15 protein-coding genes are annotated in these 20,010 nt (G+C 64.3%); 6 read left to right on the top strand and 9 right to left on the bottom strand.

What is annotated here, in order from left to right; all coding sequences use genetic code 11:
• Nucleotides 1-11: 11 nt before the first annotated feature.
• The 5 genes from CCC_RS08440 to CCC_RS08420 are packed head-to-tail and all read right to left on the bottom strand — an operon-like array spanning nt 12 to nt 7,494.
• Nucleotides 12-2,699: a SpoIIE family protein phosphatase gene (locus tag CCC_RS08440; protein ID WP_009870623.1), complete on the bottom strand. Its 2,688-nt coding sequence runs from the start codon at nt 2,697-2,699 to the stop codon at nt 12-14.
• Nucleotides 2,678-3,577, bottom strand: a complete 900-nt coding sequence (locus CCC_RS08435; protein ID WP_236686343.1) for a formyl transferase — start codon at nt 3,575-3,577, stop codon at nt 2,678-2,680. The genes CCC_RS08440 and CCC_RS08435 overlap by 22 nt, the downstream gene beginning before the upstream one ends.
• Nucleotides 3,574-4,596, bottom strand: coding sequence for an ABC transporter substrate-binding protein (locus tag CCC_RS08430; protein ID WP_009870625.1), 1,023 nt, complete (start codon nt 4,594-4,596; stop codon nt 3,574-3,576). The genes CCC_RS08435 and CCC_RS08430 overlap by 4 nt, the downstream gene beginning before the upstream one ends.
• Entirely contained in the window at nt 4,593-6,686 is a 2,094-nt protein-coding gene (locus CCC_RS08425) for an MFS transporter (protein ID WP_236686342.1), read from the bottom strand. Before CCC_RS08425 ends, CCC_RS08430 begins: the two co-directional genes overlap by 4 nt.
• A gap of 10 nt (nt 6,687-6,696) precedes the next feature.
• The gene (locus CCC_RS08420) at nt 6,697-7,494 is read right to left on the bottom strand and encodes a hypothetical protein (RefSeq protein WP_009870627.1); all 798 of its coding nucleotides are present in this window, start codon (nt 7,492-7,494) and stop codon (nt 6,697-6,699) included.
• 291 nt (nt 7,495-7,785) lie between these two features.
• Here CCC_RS08420 and murI point away from each other — a divergent pair, with 291 nt between their 5' ends.
• From murI to CCC_RS08405, 3 genes are all read left to right on the top strand, one after another.
• Nucleotides 7,786-8,577: a glutamate racemase gene (gene murI / locus CCC_RS08415; RefSeq protein ID WP_322097148.1), complete on the top strand. Its 792-nt coding sequence runs from the start codon at nt 7,786-7,788 to the stop codon at nt 8,575-8,577.
• Between the two features lie 74 nt (nt 8,578-8,651).
• Nucleotides 8,652-9,668, top strand: a complete 1,017-nt coding sequence (locus CCC_RS08410) for a glycosyltransferase family 4 protein (protein ID WP_009870629.1) — start codon at nt 8,652-8,654, stop codon at nt 9,666-9,668.
• A 47-nt stretch (nt 9,669-9,715) separates the two neighbouring features.
• Complete coding sequence (locus CCC_RS08405; RefSeq protein WP_009870630.1) at nt 9,716-10,222, top strand: hypothetical protein; 507 nt, start codon at nt 9,716-9,718, stop codon at nt 10,220-10,222.
• Here the strand turns inward: CCC_RS08405 and CCC_RS08400 are convergent.
• On the bottom strand, nt 10,219-10,776 hold the full coding sequence (locus CCC_RS08400) for a thermonuclease family protein (protein WP_009870631.1): 558 nt from the start codon (nt 10,774-10,776) through the stop codon (nt 10,219-10,221). The genes CCC_RS08405 and CCC_RS08400 overlap by 4 nt on opposite strands.
• Before the next feature lie 140 nt (nt 10,777-10,916).
• Here CCC_RS08400 and alaS point away from each other — a divergent pair, with 140 nt between their 5' ends.
• Nucleotides 10,917-13,541, top strand: a complete 2,625-nt coding sequence (alaS, locus tag CCC_RS08395; RefSeq protein ID WP_041040739.1) for an alanine--tRNA ligase — start codon at nt 10,917-10,919, stop codon at nt 13,539-13,541.
• Nucleotides 13,542-13,648: 107 nt separating this feature from the next.
• Here alaS and CCC_RS08390 read toward each other — a convergent pair whose 3' ends face one another.
• The 3 genes from CCC_RS08390 to CCC_RS08380 all read right to left on the bottom strand — a co-directional run bounded on the left by CCC_RS08390 (nt 13,649) and on the right by CCC_RS08380 (nt 17,966).
• The gene (locus CCC_RS08390; protein ID WP_009870633.1) at nt 13,649-13,927 is read right to left on the bottom strand and encodes a hypothetical protein; all 279 of its coding nucleotides are present in this window, start codon (nt 13,925-13,927) and stop codon (nt 13,649-13,651) included.
• A 55-nt stretch (nt 13,928-13,982) separates the two neighbouring features.
• Nucleotides 13,983-16,178 (bottom strand): SulP family inorganic anion transporter, encoded by a 2,196-nt coding sequence (locus tag CCC_RS08385; RefSeq protein WP_041040819.1) that lies wholly within the window; start codon nt 16,176-16,178, stop codon nt 13,983-13,985.
• A gap of 87 nt (nt 16,179-16,265) precedes the next feature.
• Nucleotides 16,266-17,966 carry a sensor histidine kinase gene (locus CCC_RS08380; RefSeq protein WP_009870635.1) on the bottom strand — a complete coding sequence of 567 codons (1,701 nt, stop codon included), beginning with the start codon at nt 17,964-17,966 and terminating at the stop codon, nt 16,266-16,268.
• 180 nt (nt 17,967-18,146) lie between these two features.
• Between CCC_RS08380 and CCC_RS08375 the strand changes: the two genes are divergently transcribed.
• Both CCC_RS08375 and CCC_RS08370 read left to right on the top strand, forming a co-directional pair.
• Complete coding sequence (locus CCC_RS08375) at nt 18,147-18,563, top strand: hypothetical protein (RefSeq protein WP_041040737.1); 417 nt, start codon at nt 18,147-18,149, stop codon at nt 18,561-18,563.
• A 139-nt stretch (nt 18,564-18,702) separates the two neighbouring features.
• Nucleotides 18,703-20,010 carry a PP2C family protein-serine/threonine phosphatase gene (locus CCC_RS08370; protein WP_236686341.1) on the top strand — a complete coding sequence of 436 codons (1,308 nt, stop codon included), beginning with the start codon at nt 18,703-18,705 and terminating at the stop codon, nt 20,008-20,010.

The raw sequence follows: 20,010 nt of genomic DNA, 5'->3' as shown, positions 1-20,010 counted from the left end.
CCAAAACTCTCCTATGCCGAAATCGTCTTGCGCAGGGTGGTGGTGTTACGCCCAGCCTCGTGCACATACTCGGTTCCATCCATGAACTCCTTCACCAGGAACACCCCCAACCCGCCGATGGGGCGGTCGTCCACATCAAGGTCGAGATCGGGAATGGGGGCTTCGATGAAGGGATTGTACTCCTTGGCGTCGTCAATGATGGAGGTCACAAATTCGCGGCCATCGTAGACGAACTCCACCAGAATTTCATGATGATCCTCGTCATCATATCCATACGAGATAATATTGGTGATCAATTCATCCAGACAGACGTTCAGATTGAAGGCCAGCTTCTCCGGCAGGCGGTGCTTCTCGATGAAGCTGTCCACCAGTTCGGCAAGCCGTTCCAGTTCTCCCACGTCATTACCGATGACCATGCCCACCCGGTCGGGCTCCATGAGGACAGGCTGAACGACATGGGGCGCGGGCGTAGGCACCGCGTCCTGCACTGGTTCGGCTGACGCCTTGCCGTCCATGTCATTGCCTCCCGTCGCCGGGAAACCGGTCAGCATCAGCCGCGGCCGGTCCTCCAAGGGCGCATCGGACACTATGGAAGCCTGATCGAACCGTAAGGTCAACATGGTGATGTCGTCGAATTGTGGCGCATTGCCGACGAATGCCTCCACCGAGCGCAAGACGCTCGCGATCACCGCCTCGGGCGCCCGATCCTCGGTGCGGCCCAGTTCAGCGATCAGACGGGGCTCGTCATACAGCGCATCCACGGAATCCTGGGCCTCGGTCACGCCGTCGGTATAGAGGTGAACCACCTCACCGGGCTCCAGCACGAAGCATCCCGTCTCGTATTCCAGATCCTCCATGACGCCCAGCGCCACCCCGGAAACGTCGCGGATGGCTTCGACCCGGCCATCGCTGCGCAGAATCATGGGCGGCGGATGGCCAGCATTGCAAAAGCTCACCTCGCCGGAGCGGGTGTCGAGCACGCCGTAGAAGCAGGTGGCGAACAGGGTCTGGGGATTGTCGCGGGCCAGCATGGTGTTGACGAAGGCCAGGCATTCACCGGGGCTGCTGGAAAGCGGCGCCACCGCCTTGACCAGGGACCGCGTGATGGCGATGAACATGGCCGCGGGCACGCCCTTGCCCGAGGCGTCGCCGATGACGAAGCCGAGATTGTGATGGTCGATGAAGAAGAAGTCGTAGAAATCGCCCCCCACCTCCTTGGCGGGAACCATGGAGGCGTGGATCTGGAACTCTCCTCTGTCGGGGAAGGGCGGAAAGACCTGGGGCAGAGACGACAACTGAAGCTCGCGGGCGAAGTCCAGTTCCTGGCGCAGCGCCGCCAATTGGTCGCGGGTGCGCAAGGCCTCGCGCAGGATTTCCACGTCGCGGGTGCGCTCGGTGATCAGCGATTCCAGGCGTTCGTGCTGTTCGCGGATGCGCGACGACATGGTCTGGAAGGCCACCGCCAGGACGTCCAGTTCACCCTTGGCGCCATCGCTACCCTCGTCTCCCGCCGTCGAGCGGCTGGATAGTTCCTCGATCTGCCTGAGATCGTCCAGAACCGCCTCGCGCGCGTCCTGCTCCAGCATTTCGGACAGGCGCAGCATCTGCAGGCGGATGAACAATTCCTGGCGGCGGCGCTGGCGTTCGCGCCGTTCCTCCAGCATGTCGATCTTGATGGCGTTCTCGCGGAACACGCCCACCGTGCTGGCGATGCGGCCGATCTCGTCATTGTCGTGGCGGACATCGAGCATCACCGAGGTGTCGCCCCGCGACAGGGCGTTCAGCACGGCGATGGCTTGATCCAGCGGATCGAACGAGCGGCGCAGATAGACCGAGAACACCACCAGCACCAGCACCAGAAACAGCCCCACCGCCCCGATGGCGATGACGCGGACCTCGTGCTGGCGCGCCTGGGTATCGGTGGAATCGCGCACGCTGACCAGGGCTCCGATCACCCGGCTTTCCCCGTCCGACAGCGGGAACACCACCACGGAATAAAAGCGCGAGCCGTCACGCCAGGTTTCCAGGCGGCTTTTACGCACCGAAATCTTGGACTCGAACACCCGCCACAACAGGTCGTTGGTGCCGTCGGTCATGTGACCGGCCCGATCCACCAAAAAGACATCGGAACCCGTGGATGCCTTGAACTCCTCCAGCGGCGGACGCAGATCGGAGACCATGGTGGCGACGCCGGTCACCATCTTGTCCAGCGACACCAGGGGCACGGTGATGGCTGCGATGAACTGCTTGTCACTGTTTTGGGTGACGCCGGTGCGCGCCTTGCCGGTTTCAGCGATCAGCCGCACGGTTCCGGCATCGACCAGCGGGGTCTCCAGCAAAGAGCCTTGCGAGGAATAAAGCAGATCCCCGTCGAGACCCACGATCTCCACCCGCGCCACGCCTCTCCGGCTCAGGCCCGCGATGGTGGGGGCCATGGCCTCGCGCGCCTCGCTCGGGCTCTTGCGGGCGATGGCGGAGATCATCTCCTGGTTGGCGGCCAGCAGGGGGGCGACGGCCTCCAAGCGCTGAACGGTGTTTTCCACCAGCTTGTCCCAGAAGATCTGCTGACCGTTCAAGGTGGCCTGGACATAGCGCTCGTCGGCCAGATCCTCGTTCTTCACCCCGGCAAAGAACAGCCCCGCCACCAGCAGGGAATAGGTGAAGGTGACGATGAGGGTTACGCGGGTACGGAGCAGCATGCATCCCCCCGCCCGTTGGCCACCGCATTGGCCACCGCGCCGGGCATGGCCATGTCCGGCGGCAGGAAGCCCGACAGGATTTCAAGATATTCCGCCGCCTCGAGCAGCTTCAGCCCCTTGGCCTTGAACTGGGCAAAGGGCTCGGCGCCGGGCAGGGAAACATACTGACGCTGACTGAAGTCCTGCGCCTGGTAGTGGGGCTCTTGGCCCCGGCGCAACCCGTCCAGCATATCGAGGAACAGGTCCAGCCCCGGACGGTAGGTGTTGACCACATGCCAAAGCAAAGAGCGGCGGCGGTCGATGGGAAGATGACCGATCCCCACGATGGGGCCGGTATCGATGCCCTTGTCCACCCGATGCAGGGTGCAGCCGATGGACTCCGAACCATCCAGCATGCAACGGAACGGCGCGAAGAGACCGGCATAGCGGGGCAAAGCGCCGGGATGGACGTTATAGGTGCCCCACCGGGGAATATCATAGGTGTTGGGCTTGAAGATCAGCGAAAAGCGCGCCGATATGGTCAGGTCGGGGGCAAAGGCGCGGATGCGGGCCTCGCCGTCGGGCCCGTTGAGATCGGTGATGCTCTCGATGGTAATGCCATAGCGGGCCGACAGGGCGGCAAAGGTCTGAAGGCGCGCCTTCGACGCATCGGCGCGGTCCAGCAGCGGAAACAAAATGTCCATGGGCAGATCGCGTTCGAAAAACTTGATCTCGGCCAGTTCGGGGACGGTGTTTTCCACGGGCCGCGTCTTCTCGCTCATCAGCACCATGACCTTGCAGTCGGCCAGGCGCGGCAGCAGCGTGTTGAGAATCAAGGCCCCCGCCAGATCCATCTTGGTGCAGACAAGGATGCGCAAAGGCGATTGAGCGGTGATCAAGGCTTGTTCTCCTTGGCCTCGGTGCGTTCGATGATCTCGGCCAGCCCCATCAGCTTCATGGGGGGATAGAGACCGATCTGCCGCACCACAGGCATGTTGATCAGCACCGACAATCTCTTGGGCGCGTCGATGGGAATGTCCTTGGGCGCGATCTTGCGGACCAGGATCTGTTCGGCCTTATAGGCGGTCAGTTGGCCGACCGTGTAATAGCGATAGACTCCGCCGAACATGGCCTTGGAGGTCACCACCGGATTTTCCGCGGCGGCGAAGGTTGGGATGGCGTGATCCAGCGCCGCCTGGGTCAGGATATCGCGGTTGATGTTGAGGAAGGTATCGGGCGGAATATAAAGGAAATCCACCCGCGCCGCCTTGATCTCCGCCACCTTGGCGGCAATGCTGGCGACACTTGGCTTGCCGCCCTCGACCTCCAGCGGCAAAGCCACCACCTCGAAACCCGATGCCTTGCCGATGCCTTCCAACTGCTCGGCCGCCACCTGGGAATTGCGCTCCAGCGGATTGAAGATCATTCCCAGCCGCTTCAGCGGGCGATAGGACTGGATCAGATTGACCTGGGTCTCCATGGGAACCAGATAAAGCGTGCCGGTGATGTTGCGCTCCGACGAGGCCAGACTCGACACCACGCCGCCCACCGGCTGCGACACCACTGCGAAGACCGCAGGGATATCGGTGATGTGATTCGCCGGGTCCACATTGTCGGAACGGCCCAGCATCTCCTCGCTGACCGTGGTGCCCCAGGTGAAGACCAGATCCACCTTCAGCGCCTTGGCCTCGGCGACGAATTCCTTCAGCTTGGCCTTATCCTGACCGGCATCGCGGATGATCATCTCCACCGGGATGCCTTGATTGGCGAAGTAATCCTTGAAGCCCTGGGCCGCATCCTCCCAGCCGCGCCACAACGCCATGTAGATGCGGAACGGCTTGGCCGTCTCGGCCGCGAAGGCGCCGCCCGGCCAGACCAGGGCGCAGAGGATCAGGCACAGGGTCGCCAAGCGCCTCATTCGTCCCACTCCGCCTCGATATGGGGCCCCGCATGGTAGGCGAAGGACAGCACGGCGAAAACGGCAGCCATGGAAAGAACCACCCAGCCCAACGCGATGATCGCTCCCTGATAGCCATAAACGGGAATCAGAACCGCCGCCAGAAGGGGGCCCACAAAGCTGCCGATACGCTCGGCCAGGCGCAGGAAGGCCAAAACATTGGTCTGGCCGATGGCCCGGCATTCCGTCCAGCACAGATCGGGAATCATGGCCAACTGGGGCGAGGCCGACAGACCGTGCGAGATGCCCAGCATAAGAATGGCCACCTGGACCGCGGCGACCGGATCGCTCCAGTAAGCGGGCAGGACCAGCCCGGCTCCGCCGATCACCCCTCCCAGCGCCACCAGCCCGGCCCGCCAGCCCACCCGGTCGGCGAACCGCGCCGCCAGGGGCGACAGCAGCACCACCGACACGGGATAAACCATCATCATGCGCGCCATGTCGCCGAGATCGATGGATGGATTCTGGGACAAGGTCAGCGGCACCAGGAAGAACATGAAACCGGTCAGCGCCAGCTTGGCCGGAATGGCGGCGAAGACCACCAGGGCCGAAAAACGCCAGTTGCGCAGCAGACGCAGGAATTCGCGCTTGCGCGGGCTGGTCACCTCGCCCCCCGGCTGGGCGCTGTCCAGCAGACGCCAGATCAAAATGGCGGTGATCACGGTCAGGACGGCCGCCACGATGAAGGTGATGCGATACCCCACCCGCTCGGCCAGCACGCCGCCAATGCCCGTGCCGCAGACGCTGGCGGTCAACACGGCTCCCACATAGACGCCCAACCCTTGCGCGCGGGTCTGTTGCCGCGACACCTGGGCGATATAGCCCTGGCAGGCCATGGTGATGAAGGCATAGCCCAAGGCCGTCGCCATACGCCACAAGATCAGGTCGTAGACGGAAAAGGCCAAGCCGGACATGACGAAGCCGATGGTGGCGGGCACCAGTCCGATCAGGAATACCCGGCGCGCCCCCAGCCGGTTGGCCAGCAGCGAGGCGGAAGGCGAGGCCAGGGCGATCACCAGCATGAACAACGCGATAGGCAGGCCGATCACCAGTTCCGGCGTAAGGCCGGATATGGGGGCGTAGAGGTCGCGGATATAGAGCGGCATGAAGGACCGCGAGATCTCTTCGGCGAACACGAACAGGAACAGGGGCAGGCGGATATCGGTGGCCTGATGCTCGTTGACCACCTCGGACTGGCCGTTGCGGGAGAAGCGGAACAGGAACCGTACGCGCGATTCGATATCCCTCACCTTCTCGACCACGCCTTGATCGAAATGGGCGGCCTTGACCTCGTCGATATAGGCCTCAAGCCGCCGGAACAGTTGGTCCGCCAGCCGGATGGCGGCGTTGAATCCATGGACGAAGCGTCCGACCTCGTCATCGGAGGTCACACCGGCCATGGCGCTGAAATCGCCGCGCCTGACCCGGTCCATGACGATCCCCACCACCCGCATGGGGCCGGTGATGTTGAAGGTCACCACGAACAGCAGGATCTCCACCGCCACCAGCAGCGCCACCAGGGTGACCACGCCCAGATCGATGAGAATCTCCTCCACCCGGCCGCGCACGTAATCCTGATCCATGCCCACATGGACATGTCCGATGCGGCTGCCCTTGGCGCTGAGCGGCTGGGCCAGATCGACGAAGCCGCCCAGGATGAATTTGCGCGGATGATCCAGGTCCGTTTCGAAGTCCTGGCCGTCATAGACGGAAGCCAGGACGGTGTGATCGGCGCCTTCCGCGAACAGAACCTTGCCCAGACGATCGGTGATGGCCAGATAGCGAAGCTCGGGATTGGCCGCCAGGACGGGGGCGAAGAACTGGTCCACCCCCTGCAGCCTGTCGAGCGGGATACCGTAGCCCACCGCCCGCTCCACCGACGCCTCCAGGTCGCGGCCGATGGCTTCGGCCTTCTTGTCCATCTCGGGCGTCAGTCCGCGGGTGAATTCGCCCATGGCCTGGTTGGAGATCCAGGCCACCGGCGGAACCAGAACCAGAATGACCAGCATCAGCAGGCGGAGAAACAGCGGGCGGGTGCGGTCGAGAATCACGGCCACCCCCTCACATCAATCGGTCGAGACGGCCGACTTCGTCGGTGGCGTCCTTGACATGGTCGATGGTCTCGCGGGTCTTGACCACGAATTCGGCGAAACGCTCCTCGAAGGAATCGCCGCCGCCTTCGGGGATGGCATGCCCTCCCACGGAGAGTACTTCGCCCATGGTCCGCTCCATGCTGTCCAGCTTGCGCCCCACGCTTCCGAACAGGATGTAAAGCCCGGCCACCGCCACCACCGAGGCCGCCACCAGGGCGATGGCGATGCTTTTCAGCAACTGGGTCAGCAGACCGGAAACGCCCTTCTCCACATAGGCGGTGGGATAGCGCAGGACCACGCCGCCTTCCACCTTGCCCAGATTGTTGACCAGGGGCAGTCCGACGATCAGGTTGTCCTCGTCCACCACGCCGAAGGATTGCGGCATGCCGCTGCGGATGGCCTCGGCCAGGGAATCCGAAACCCTGGTGCCGATGGCGCCGCGGTCGGTATCGAACAGAACCTCGCCCCGGTAATCATAGACCTCCACGGCCAGGATCTGGGAATCGCGGGACTTCTCGCGCTCGATGATCTCCTGGACCTGCCGGAGCTGGCGCAGGGCGAAGCCCAGATTGAGACTGTCCTCTACCCGCTTCTTGATGGTGAAGACGACGAAGGAATAGCGCGACTGCACCTGGGTGGAATAAACGCTTTCAAACTTGTAGTAGGCGAAGAAGGCCGTTACCACCAGGGTGAACAGCAAGATGGAGACCAGGGCCAGCGAGACTTTGCGGGCCAGCGACCAGCGCACCGGGCGGGCTGGCGCCATGCCAAGCTCCCCACCCCCCGCTATGCTGGATTGCCCCATCAATTCCAAGACTCGTATCCTTCCCTCACGGGGGACGGTTGAACCTCGCCGCCGAAGCAGCTAGAAGCGAGTTCCGTTTATAGGATATTTACCGATGCCGTCCAAGAGCGCGCAGCCCGAAATTCCCATGAAAGCCGAAGTTTCGGTGCCCCTCGCTCAATCATGTAGTTCCCGGACCAAAAGATTCCAATGACTTCGAGATCACAGCCTACAGTGCTTACCTCACTCGATGCTATACCGGCGACATATCCGGTGGGAATCTTCGACTCTGGGGTTGGCGGACTGACTGTCGCCGCGGCCATTCGGCGCTCCATGCCCGACGAACAATTGCTTTACCTGGGCGACGTGGCCCGCCAGCCCTATGGCACCAAGTCGCCGCGCACCGTGACGCGATATGCCGTCCAGGCCGCTGAATTCCTGGTTGAGAAGGGGATCAAGGCGCTGGTGGTGGCCTGCAATACCGCCTCGGCGGTGGCGCTCGACGCCATTGAGCAACGCTTTCCCGGACTGCCGGTCCTGGGCGTGGTCGAAGCAGGCGCCGACGGCGCGGCGCGGGCGTCGCCCCAGGGACGCATCGTGGTGGCGGCCACGGAAGGGACCTGCCGGTCCGAAGCCTATGAACGGGCCATTGCCCGGCGCCGCGGCGGTGCCCAGGTGCGTTGCGTCCCCTGTCCGCTGTTCGTCGCCCTGGCGGAAGAGGGGCTGACCGATGGCCCCATCGTGGAAAGCGTCGCCCGTCATTACCTAGGCTCACTGTTCGACGGCAGCCAGGGCGGCGACTGCCTGGTGCTGGGCTGCACCCATTTCCCCCTGCTGGCCCCCGCCTTGGCGCGCCTTGCCGGTCCGGGAGTGACCCTGGTGGACTGCGCCGAAGCGACCTCGGCCATGCTGGTCCGTCTGCTGGCCGGGCGTGAAGCGCCCCGGGGGAATGGCGGCGGCCTGCGGCTGATTTCCACCGATGCGCCGGAACGCTTTGCCCGGATGGCGGGAAGGCTGTTCCCGTCCCTGGGACCGACGCCGGTGGTGGAACTGGCCGATCTGTAAACTTCACCATCCTGTCACTTGAGCCCGAGCGCGGCGCGGCCTAGGCCTTCTCCTGATAACCTGGAGAGAAGACGATGCGCATCGCGCTGGTTACCGACGCCTGGACTCCGCAGCGCAACGGGGTGGTCCGGGTGCTTGCCACCCTGGTCGGCTCGCTCGGCGATCTGGGGCATGTGGTGCGGGTGATCGAGCCTTCGGCCTTCACCACCATCGCCTGCCCATCCTATCCCGAGATTCCCCTGGCCCTGCTGCCGCGGCGCCGGGTGGCGCGAATGCTCGACGATTTCGCGCCCGAGGCCGTCCACATCGCCACCGAAGGCCCTCTGGGCTGGGCGGCGCGGGCCTGGTGCCTGGAGCATCGGCTGCCCTTCACCACCGCCTATCACACCAAATTCCCCGAATATATCAGCACCCGCACCGGCGTGCCGGTCTCCTGGCCCTATGCCCTGATGCGGCGTTTCCACGGTCCGGCGGCGGCGGTTCTGTGCCCGTCGCCCTCGGTTCACCGGGAATTGCGCCAGAAGGGTTTCGCCAACGCCACTCCGTGGTCCCACGGCGTGGATACCCAGGTTTTTTGCCCAGGCCCCAAGGACTTCCTGGATCTGCCGCGCCCCGTATTCATCTATGTGGGACGGGTGGCCGTGGAGAAGAACCTGCCCGCATTCCTGAGCCTGGATCTGCCTGGCTCCAAGGTGGTGGTGGGCGATGGCCCGGCGCGGGCGGGCCTGATGAAGCGCTTTCCCAAGGCTCATTTCCGCATCGTCAATGGTGACGAGGAATTGGGCCGGGCCTTCCGCGCCGCCGATGTCTTCGTCTTTCCCAGCCGCACCGACACATTCGGCCTGGTCATGCTGGAAGCTCTGGCCTCGGGCGTGCCGGTGGCCGCCTTCCCGGTCACCGGCCCCCTGGACGTGATCGGCGGCGCACCCGTCGGCGTGCTGGACGAGGATCTGCGCGCCGCCGCCCTTCGCGCGCTGACCATTCCCCCTGCGGATTGCCGCCGCCACGCCCAGCGCTTTTCATGGTCGCGTGTGACGGCGGAATTCCTCAGCCATCTGCGGCCGTTCACCCGGCGCGCACAGGCCGGTTGATCTTTGGCAGGAGGGGAACCACACTGGCGCCCCTTTTCCTGACCGGGATGGACACCTTGCCGATCCGCGCCGCCGCCATTGCCATTGGCTTGTCTCTCGCCGCCCTGCCCGCCCTGGGGTCAAGCTGCGGCACGCCCGAGGAGGTCAAGGCGGCTCAGCTGCGCCAATTCCATTACCAGCTTCAGGTCGCCGCCCTGAATTGCCGGGGCGACGACCCTTCGCTGCCGGGCAAGTGGAGCAGCTATATCCACCATCATGGCGGCACCATGAGCGTCAACGCCAATGTCATGCGCGGCTATTTCACCCGCACCGGCAAGGGAGTGGCGGGCTTCGACCGCTACAATACCGTGCTCACCAACCAGGAATCCGTGCGCGTGCACGAAACCGAGGGTTATTGCGAGATCAATGCGCCGCTGTTCGACAAGGCTATCGCATCCAATTCACAACAGCTTGTCGCCCTGGCCGGTGAGGTCATCGGCAAGCCCCTGGACATTACCCCCTGCGCCGAGCCCAAAAAGGCCAGCGCCGAAAATAAGCCGAAGAAGAAGAATTAATCCTCGTCCTCGGCCTTGCGCCGCGCATTCTCCCAGTCGCGGGGCAGCACCATGTCGGCGGCCCACAGGCCGCGCTTGGCGGTGACGGCCTGTTTCTGCGCCTCGGCATAGGGGCCGTCCTTGGCGGCGCGGGCTAGTCCGGCGCTCACCATGAGACGGCCCAGATCGCCGTCGGCCACCTTGCAGCGTCCCCAGACCTGGCCCGAGGCCACGTCGAGAATCTCGCAGGCCACGCCCTTGGCCACCAGTTCACCCATGCGCTTCCTGGCCGGGCGGGCGCAGTCGAATTCGTCCTTGGAAGATTTGGCTCCGCACAGATCCTTGCGCCCCGGCGCGGTGATTCCCGCCAAAGCCACATGCAGGCCGCGCACCTGCACCGCCCCGGCATCGAAGCCTTCCACCCTGCCCCAGACGCAGGCGCCGCCCTCGGCATCCTCGGCGCAGCGCAGCGGCGCAGCGGCGGGGGCCGGAGCGGCAGAAGCCGGGGGCGGCCCGGCGGCGAAAGCCGAAGCCGACAGGAGCAGGGCGGTCAGACCAAGTGCGATTGCATGCATCCCTGAAGAATAGAACGCTTATTGCGCGACGTCGACCAGGAAGCCACAGCCCTGCGCCTCATCAAGCCCCGCTGGACAGCCCAACGCGCCGCGGGTTAAAACCGCCCGTTACGCCGCACCTCTAGCCCACGATGGATGCCATGCAGACCGCCAACGAGATTCGCCGCACTTTCCTCGACTTCTTCGAGAAGAACGGCCACACCGTCGTGAATTCCAGCCCGCTGGTGCCGCGCAACGACCCCACCTTGATGTTCACCAATGCGGGCATGGTGCAGTTCAAGAACGTCTTCACCGGCGTCGAGAAGCGCGACTATGTGCGCGCCGCCACCTCGCAGAAATGCGTGCGCGCCGGGGGCAAGCACAACGATCTGGACAATGTGGGCTATACCGCGCGCCACCACACCTTCTTCGAGATGCTGGGCAATTTCTCGTTCGGCGATTATTTCAAGGACCAGGCCATCGAGCATGCCTGGAACCTGATCACCAAGGATTTCGGCATCGACAAGAACCGCCTGCTGGTCACCGTCTATCACGACGACGATCAGGCGGCCGATGCCTGGAAGAAGATCGCGGGCCTGCCCGAATCGCGCATCATCCGCATCCCCACCTCGGACAATTTCTGGGCCATGGGCGATACGGGGCCTTGCGGTCCCTGCTCGGAAATCTTCTACGACCACGGCGACCACATCCCCGGCGGCCCGCCCGGCAGCCCCGACCAGGACGGTGACCGCTTCATCGAAATCTGGAACCTCGTCTTCATGCAGTTCGAGCAGGTGGACAAAGAGACCCGCGTCCCCCTGCCCAAGCCCAGCATCGACACCGGCATGGGCCTCGAGCGTCTGGCCGCCCTGCTGCAGGGCAAGCACGACAATTACGACGTGGACCTGCTGCGCGCCCTGATCGAAGCCTCGGCGGAAAGCTCCAACACCGATGCCGACGGCCCGCACAAGGTCAGTCACCGCGTGGTGGCCGACCATCTGCGCTCAAGCTCCTTCCTGATCGCCGACGGCGTGCTGCCGTCGAACGAAGGCCGCGGCTATGTTCTGCGCCGCATCATGCGCCGCGCCATGCGCCACGCCCATCTCATGGGCTGTAGCGAGCCCCTGCTCTGGAAGCTGGTCCCGGCCCTGACGCGGCAGATGGGCGAGGCCTATCCCGAACTGGTGCGCGCCAATGCGCTGATCACCGAGACCCTGAAGCTGGAAGAGACCCGCTTCAAGGTGACGCTGGACAAGGGCCTGAAGCTGCTGGACGACGAGATCACCCGCATCGGTTCGGCTGGTAAGCTGGCGGGCGAGGTGGCGTTCAAGCTCTATGACACCTACGGCTTCCCGCTGGACCTCACCCAGGACGCCCTGAAGGCCAAGGGCATCGGCGTCGACACCGACGGCTTCGCCAGTGCCATGGAGCGCCAGCGCGCCGAGGCCCGCAAGGCCTGGGCCGGTTCGGGCGACACCGCCACCGAGACCGTGTGGTTCGAACTGCGCGAAAAGCTGGGCGCTTCCGAATTCCTCGGCTATGACGCCGAACAGGCCGAGGGCAAGATCGTCGCCCTGGTGGAGAACGGCAAGGTGGTCGAGGCCGTCCATCCCGGCCACTCGGTCGCCGTCATCGCCAACCAGACTCCGTTCTACGGCGAATCCGGCGGCCAGATGGGCGATACCGGCATCATCACGGTGGCAGGCGGCAAGGCGACCATCACCGTCACCGACACCCAAAAGAAGCTGGGCGACCTCGTCGTCCATTTCGGCACTGTCGAAGGCGGGCCGGTGGCGGTGGGCGAGGATGCCCATTTCGCCGTCGATTCGTCGCGTCGCGATGCCACCCGCGGTCACCACTCGGCCACCCATCTGCTGCACGCCGTGCTGCGCGGCATCCTGGGCGATCATGTGACCCAGAAGGGCAGCCAGGTCGGCCCCGACCGTCTGCGCTTTGACTTCGCCCACACCAAGGCCCTGTCACCCGAAGAATCCCGTGCCGTCGAGGCCGAGGTCAACCGCCGCATCCGCGTCAATGCCGAGGTGGCCACCACGGTCATGACTCCCGACGACGCCATCAAGGCGGGCGCCATGGCCCTGTTCGGCGAGAAATACGGCGAGGAAGTGCGCGTCGTCTCCATGGGCGATCTGTCCACCGAACTGTGCGGCGGCACCCATGCCCGGCGCACCGGCGATATCGGCGGCTTCAAGATCGTGGCGGAAAGCGCCGTGGCGTCGGGCGTGCGCCGCATCGAGGCGGTGACCGGCCCGGCCTTCCTGGCCTGGGCGCAAGCGCAAGAAGACCTGCTGGCGCGTGCCGCCGACACCTTGAAGGCCGCTCCTACCGACCTTCCCGCCCGCATCGCGGGCCTGATGGATGAGCGGCGCAAGCTGGAACGCGAACTGGCCGAGGTCAGAAAGCAACTGGCCACCGGCGGCGGCCAGGGTGCCGCCACCAAGACGGTCAACGGCATCACCTATGCCGGTAAGGTCCTGAACGGCGTTCCGCCTAAGGACTTGAAGGGCATGGCCGACGAGATCAAGAAGCAGATCGGTTCGGGCGTCATCGTCCTGGTCTCCGACGCCGACGGCAAGGCCTCCATCGTGGTCTGCGTCACCGAGGACCTGACGGCCAAGTACAGCGCCGTGGATCTGGTGCGCATCGGCTCGGAGGCGCTCGGCGGCAAGGGCGGCGGCGGCCGTCCCGACATGGCCCAGGCCGGTGGCCCCGACGCCAGCGCGGCTCAAGCGGCGGTGGACAAGATCGAACAGGCCCTGGCCGGGTAAGGCCGCCGTTTCTGTCCTTTTAAGGCAAACCCCCTCGGCCAGATTGGACGAGGGGGGTTTTTCCAGGGCCATCATCACCATGGGTGACGCGGCAGAATACAGAAAACCTACTTCTTGACGGGAGCGGGAGCGGCAGCCGGGGCCGCCACGGCGCCGGGAGTCTGCTCGTTGCGCTTCAAGACGCCGGCTTCCACCAGCTTGTTGACCAGATCCCCCATGGTGTTGAGCGAATGCAGGAAACCGTCCACCGGCATGGCGATGCGCTGGCGCACTTCCATCTTGCCCTGACCGGATTCGGTGGGCTCCAGCGACACCAGTTCGATGCGGACCACGCCGCTGACGAAATCGACCCGGCCGACGCCGTCGGCGAAAATCTCGGAAACCATGGATTCTTCCCTTTCCAATTGACTGGCCGGATGGTGGGCCAAGCCGCGCCGGTGGTCAATCAGTCAATGCCCGGATCATGTGGTCGGTATTGCGCAGCCGTTCGGCCAGTTGGCGCGCCATCAGGCGATGGAAGGCGGCGGCCACCGAAGGGGCCTCTTCTTCCATGCGGATCAGGTTGCGCGCCGTCAGGCGATGGATGACGCAATCGGCATCGGCCACCACCGAGGCCGAACGCTCCTCGTTGAGATAAAGCCCCATTTCGCCCACCACCGTACCCGCATGCATGGTGCGCAGGCGGATGGAGGTGCCGTTGTCGTTCAGCAGCCGCACCGTCACCTGCCCTGAATCCAGGATGAACAGATCATGGGCGGCGCTGCCCTGTTCCAGCACCACGGTTCCGGCGGGCACGTTCAAGGTCTCCACGAAGGACATCATGCGGGCCACCTGGACGGGTTCGCCCAGATCCTCGGCCAGATCGGCCATCAGCGAGCGCGGCTTGGTGCGGGCTTCCACTTCCAGCTTGGCCAGCAGGCGGTTCTCGGACCATTCCAGCGCATGGTCCAGATCGGGAGCCGAGCGCCAGGTGGCGCCCTCGGCCCCCACAAAGCCCGCGCGTTCCAGCACCATGCCCACGTCATCATTCTGCTGGGCGAAAACCAGCGACAGGCCCCGCTTCTCGGCGAACTGGCGCAGCTTCACGAAGCTCATGGCCGCCGAGGTATCGATACCGGCCACCCGTCGGAAGTCGAAAACCACCACCTCCACGGTCTCGGCTCCCAAATCGCCGCAACGCCCGATCACTCGGGTCAGCAGCTTGTTGGCGGTGCCGAAGAACATGAAGCCTTGCAGGCTGTAGACCAGGATGCGCCCGCCATGGGCCTTGAGCAGAGCCACCTCTTCGCGCGGCCGGTCCACATTGGACGACACCTCGGCGGCGGTCAGTTCGTGCTTGGCCACCGCCACGCGGGAGTAATTGACCACGAACAGCACCACGCAGGCGACGATGCCCACCGCCGCGCCCTGCAGATAGCCGAAGGTCCCCACCACGCCGACGATCATGAGGATGATGGCGTAATCGGCGGGCGGCATGTGGTGGCGGCCCTCCACCAGCCATTCCTCCAAAAAGCCCAGGCCGATGAACATCAACAGGCCGCCCAGTACCGCCTTGGGAAACAGGGCCAAAGGCTCGGTGCCGATGACCAGCATGGACAGGCAGACCAGGGCCGAGATCAGCCCCACGAGGCGCGAGCGCACCCCCATCTTCAGCACCATGGAGGACAGGCCCAGCGTGTGGAAACCGATGATGCCGCCGCCCGCCCCCGACACCATATTGGCGATACCGGCGATCTTGAGTTCGCGGTTGAGGTCCATGTCCTCGTTGGCCGCCACCTCGATGCCGCTGGAATTGAGCAGAACGCCGATGGCGCTGATCAGGAGGATGGTTGAGACCGATCCGGCCTGATCGGCGATCATCAGCCAGTCGGCCGACAGGGCGCGGATCACCGCATCGGGACGCCAGCCCCCGGCGGCGGGCAGATGGCCCAGCAGATAGCCCCCCTGCTCCAGCCCTTCCAAACTCATACCCAGCAGCCGGGCCACCAGATGATAGCCAAGGATGCCGCCGGTCAACAGCAGCGGCAGGGTCGCCACATGCTTCCAGCGCCGCATGCCGAAGATCAGGACCAGGGCGAACAACAGACCCGGCACCCATTTGACGGCCTCGGCGGCGGCAAACAGATGCGCAAGCCCCTCCAGGGTGGGCGCATGGCCGGTCATCACCTTGATGGCGCCCTTGACCAGCAGCCAGCCAGTCCCTGCCAGAAAGCCGCCGATCACCGGATAGGGAATGAAACGGATAAATCCCCCTAAGCGGAAATAGCCCAGGGCGAAAAGCAGGGCGCCGGTCAGGGCCGTGGCCAGCATCAGGGCGGTGGCCACTGTGGCGAAAAGCTGCTCGGGGTCGGTGCCGGGCGGCGTGTCGGCCACGATCAGCGAGGCCATCAGAGCCAGGATGGGAGCGATCTTGTCCTGGGGAAAGGCGATGGTGCCGGGATACGAGCTAAACAGCGCCACCAGCGCGCCCACCACCACGGCGGTGAACAGCGCCATGCCGATGGCGGTGCCCACATGCCCGGACAACTCGCCCGAGAAGATAAGGACGGCGAAGGACAAGGACAGGATCACCACAACCAATCCCGTGACGGCCCCGGCCACCAGCGCGGCGGGCAATTCTTCCCTGCGGATCGACATCGCCATCCCCCTATCAACCTGAAAGGGAATGGTAGTCCGATCCCTTCAGGCTGTTAAGCGATATCGGAGCGATATGGGAACGGGCAGTCAGACCTTGGGAAAGGCGATCAGGAAGGTGCTGCCCAGGCCGCATTCGGACTCGACCCAGATGCGGCCGCCATGGTGTTCGGCGATCTTGCGGCAGACCGCCAGTCCGATGCCGGTCCCCTCGTACTGTTCGCGGGCGACCAGACGCTGGAAGATGCCGAACACCCGCTTCAGGTCGTCGGCGGCGATACCGATGCCGTTATCCTTGACGCCCACCACCCATTCACCGTCCCCATCACGGCAGAACACTTCGATCCGAGGCCTGCGCCCCTCGGGCATGTATTTGAGGGCGTTGCCGATCAGGTTCTGGAACAGACGGACCAGTTCGCCCCCATCGCCGGAAATGGTCGGCAGGATATCGGGCACCAGGACCTGGGCCTTGCTCTCGGCTATCGCCACTTCCAGATAGCGCAGCGCGTTGCTCACCGCCTCGCCCAGGGGAACGGGCGCCATGGGAGTGGTAATCCGGCCGATGCGGGAATATTCCAGCAGATCGACGATCATGCGGTCGAGACGCCGCGCGCCGTCCACGGCAAAGCCGAAGAAGTCGCGGGCATCCTGGTCGAAACTGGCGGAAAGCTTCCTCTCCAGCAGGCCGAGATAGGCGCTGATCATGCGCAATGGCTGACGCAGATCGTGGGAAGCCACATAGGCGAACTGCTCCAGTTCCTCGTTGGAGCGGCGCAGTTCCTCCACCAATTCCGCCAGCTTGGCGGCGGCGCTCTTCTGCTCGGTGATGTCGCTCTTGATGGCCAGATAATTGGTGACGTTGCCCTCGATGTTCGAAATGGGCTGGATGGAGGCCATCTCCCAGTAAAGCTCGCCGGTCTTGCGCCTGTTGACCAGTTCGCCCTCCCACTTATCGCCCACCGTCAGCGCGGCCCACATGGCCTCGAAAACGGCAGGCGGGGTCAGGTCGGATTTGAGAAAGCGGGGATTGTGGCCGATCACCTCGTCCATGGAATAGCCGGTGACCCGCAGGAACGCGCTGTTGACGTATTGAATATCCGCATTGAGATCGGTGATGACGATGGACACCGGGCTTTGCTCCACCGCGCGGTTGAGCATGTGCATGCGGTGCGCGTTCTCCACGGCGGCGGTGATGTCGCTGCCAGTGCCGCGATAGCCGATGAACACCCCATCCTCGTCGAAACGGGGCAGGCCGTTGACCTTGATCCACCGCGCCCGTCCCGCGCCATCCTCCAGCCAATACTTGAAGTCGCGGAACGGACGCTGAGCGGTCAGGTCGGCGATATGGGCCTGCCACTGGTCGGAATCGATCTCCATGCGCTCGCTGACGATGTCCCAGGACCGCTTGCCCAGGAGATCATCGGAGGTGATGTTCATCACCGTCTCGAAAGACGACGAAAAGAAGGTGAAGCGCTGATCCGCATCGCTTTCCCAGAACCAGTCCGCGGCAGCCTCGGAATATTCGCGGTACCGCTCCGAGCTTTCCTTCACCACGTCGGCCAGCAGGCTGAGGCGGTCGCGTTCCTTGCGCAGTGCGGTCATCTCGGCCCGCAGCGTGTCAAGGGCCGCCCCTTCCGCCCGGCCGCAGCGCGCGGCCAGGACCACGCTTGCCACCGCGCCCAGAAGGGCCAGCCCCAAAGAGATCGGGCTGCCCGGCAGGAGCAGTACAACCGCCAGCCCCACGGCCTGGATCACGGCGATCAGACCAAGAATCCGCGCACGCTCACTCATGGCTGGCGAGGAAAAGAGCCGGTCATTGTCTGTCTCCGAAAAATTCCTCGCCCCCCCCTCTTCACCCTCAGCCTCCCACGATAAAAAGCATGATAGCCAACTTGCCAAGGCATGGCACTGGAGATCAGATAGGTGACACAATATGTTTCCAGACCATCTCCGGCCGCCGGGAGAGTGCCCATGAAACGAATCGCCGCCATGGTTTTAGTCTGTCTCGTGGCCGCCTGCGTCGCTCCTCCCGATCAGCCAGCCCATTTCTCCCGCATGGGCCGCTTCATGGGACTGATCGCCAATTGCGGATGCTCCGACATCAGCACCGACAAGATGATCGCCGAGTACCGCAAAGCCCTGGGCGAGCGCTATTCGGAGAAGGACGTCGCCGCCATGGAAGGTTATGTCAAGCTGGGGGCTGGCGAGACCTGGAGCAATCTGCCTGTGATCTGCGCCGAAGTCTGCACCCAGAACTGCATGGTCCAGTCTGTCGTCGAACCCCTGGGAGGACGCGGCATGGGAGCGAAGGCCTGTCTGGTCAGCGAACGCGACCTGCATCTGACCGACGGCGCCCCGGTTTCCAGCAGAGACAGCGGAGCGAACTGACCAAATTCCCGAAACAGAATCACGCCGATATGTTACGGTTTCCTGCCTTGCCATTCACTCCTTGTTGACATGGCAAGTGAATTGACGACACACCTATCCATTAGCGTGGGAACGGCTTTCAGGCCGAAGCGGGAGCGGGATGATGAATTTGGCCGAGAGGGGCGGACGGCTCATCCGCCTGCCCAGCCGCACCAGCGGTTGGAGAACCGACCCCGAAGCCGGTGATGCGGCCGGGCTGGCGGGGCTCGTGGGCGCACGGGTGATCAGGGATACCCTTCACGTCCTGCTGGTCGAAGACGAGCCGGGAGACGCCCGTCTGGTTGAATATGCGCTTCGCATGTCGAGCGCCCCCGTCTTTGTGGTCCGGCACGTGGGCACCCTGGCCGCCGCCATCGCCCATATCGAGAGCGGCGAGCCGGTGGACGTGGTCCTTTTGGACCTCAGCCTGCCCGATTCCACCGGAATCGCCACCGTGTCGCGCATGCAGGAGGCTGCGTCACGCACGCCCATCGTCATCATGACCGGCATGGATGATCCGCGCTTTGCCTCCTATGCCCTCGAGGCCGGGGCCCAGGATTATCTGATCAAGAGCGACGACCCCGAACGCACCGTGGGCCGCGCCATCCGCTATGCCATCACCCGCATGGCGGGACAACTCGAACGCCAGGCCCTGCTTGAGCGGATCGCCGAGCAGCAGCGCCATCTGGTGGAAGAGGTCAACGCCGCCCGCGCCATGCAATTCGACCTGCTGCCCCGGCCCGAACGTCTGGACGGCCGTCTGGCAAAACTGGGCATCGAGGTGGAATCCTTCTTCGAACCGTCATCGGGAATCGGCGGTGACCTCTGGGGTTGCCTGGATTGCGGCGGCCCGCGCATGAGCTTTTACTGCTTCGACTTCACCGGGCATGGAATCGGCGCGGCGCTCAACGTCTTTCGCCTGCACGCCCTGATCTCCGACCATTGGGACCCCAGGCGACAGCCGGGAGAAATGCTGGCCACCCTGGGCACCGCGCTGAAAGGCCTGCTGGGCCGAGGCCAATTCGCCACCATGTTCCTGTGCACCATCGACGTGGACGCCGGGGAGATCGAATGGGCCTCGGCTGGCGCCCCCGCCCCGGTGATCATGCAGGGGCAGGAATACCGCTTTCTGGCCGCCAGCGGCATTCCGCTGGGCCTGTCGAAATCACCCGAATACCGCGAGCATTGCGAACCGTTCCCGCCGGGCGCCGCCTTGTTCATGTATTCCGACGCCATCACCGATTCTCCGCACGAGGGGGATGCCTTGTATGGTGAGACCGGACTGGGCAACGCCATCCAGGGATTGCTGCGCACCAATGGCGAATTACGGGTGGACAACCTGCTCGACGAGGTTTGCCGTCAGGTTCAGACTCCCTTCGAAGACGACCTGACGGCCGTCTGTATCCGGCGCTTGAAAGGGGAAGAGTGA

The organism is Paramagnetospirillum magnetotacticum MS-1 (assembly GCF_000829825.1).
Lineage (GTDB): Bacteria > Pseudomonadota > Alphaproteobacteria > Rhodospirillales > Magnetospirillaceae > Phaeospirillum > Phaeospirillum magnetotacticum.
This window is presented reverse-complemented; position numbering and strand designations above follow the sequence as displayed.

Coding starts and splice junctions, on each gene's coding strand:
- CCC_RS08375 (WP_041040737.1), top strand. CDS start 18,147: ATGAAACGAATCGCCGCCATGGTTTTAGTCTGTCTCGTGGCCGCCTGC.
- CCC_RS08420 (WP_009870627.1), bottom strand. CDS start 7,494: ATGGCGCCAGCCCGCCCGGTGCGCTGGTCGCTGGCCCGCAAAGTCTCG.
- CCC_RS08370 (WP_236686341.1), top strand. CDS start 18,703: ATGATGAATTTGGCCGAGAGGGGCGGACGGCTCATCCGCCTGCCCAGC.
- CCC_RS08380 (WP_009870635.1), bottom strand. CDS start 17,966: ATGAGTGAGCGTGCGCGGATTCTTGGTCTGATCGCCGTGATCCAGGCC.
- CCC_RS08440 (WP_009870623.1), bottom strand. CDS start 2,699: ATGCTGCTCCGTACCCGCGTAACCCTCATCGTCACCTTCACCTATTCC.
- CCC_RS08405 (WP_009870630.1), top strand. CDS start 9,716: ATGGACACCTTGCCGATCCGCGCCGCCGCCATTGCCATTGGCTTGTCT.
- CCC_RS08430 (WP_009870625.1), bottom strand. CDS start 4,596: ATGAGGCGCTTGGCGACCCTGTGCCTGATCCTCTGCGCCCTGGTCTGG.
- CCC_RS08385 (WP_041040819.1), bottom strand. CDS start 16,178: ATGTCGATCCGCAGGGAAGAATTGCCCGCCGCGCTGGTGGCCGGGGCC.
- CCC_RS08390 (WP_009870633.1), bottom strand. CDS start 13,927: ATGGTTTCCGAGATTTTCGCCGACGGCGTCGGCCGGGTCGATTTCGTC.
- alaS (WP_041040739.1), top strand. CDS start 10,917: ATGCAGACCGCCAACGAGATTCGCCGCACTTTCCTCGACTTCTTCGAG.
- CCC_RS08400 (WP_009870631.1), bottom strand. CDS start 10,776: ATGCATGCAATCGCACTTGGTCTGACCGCCCTGCTCCTGTCGGCTTCG.
- CCC_RS08410 (WP_009870629.1), top strand. CDS start 8,652: ATGCGCATCGCGCTGGTTACCGACGCCTGGACTCCGCAGCGCAACGGG.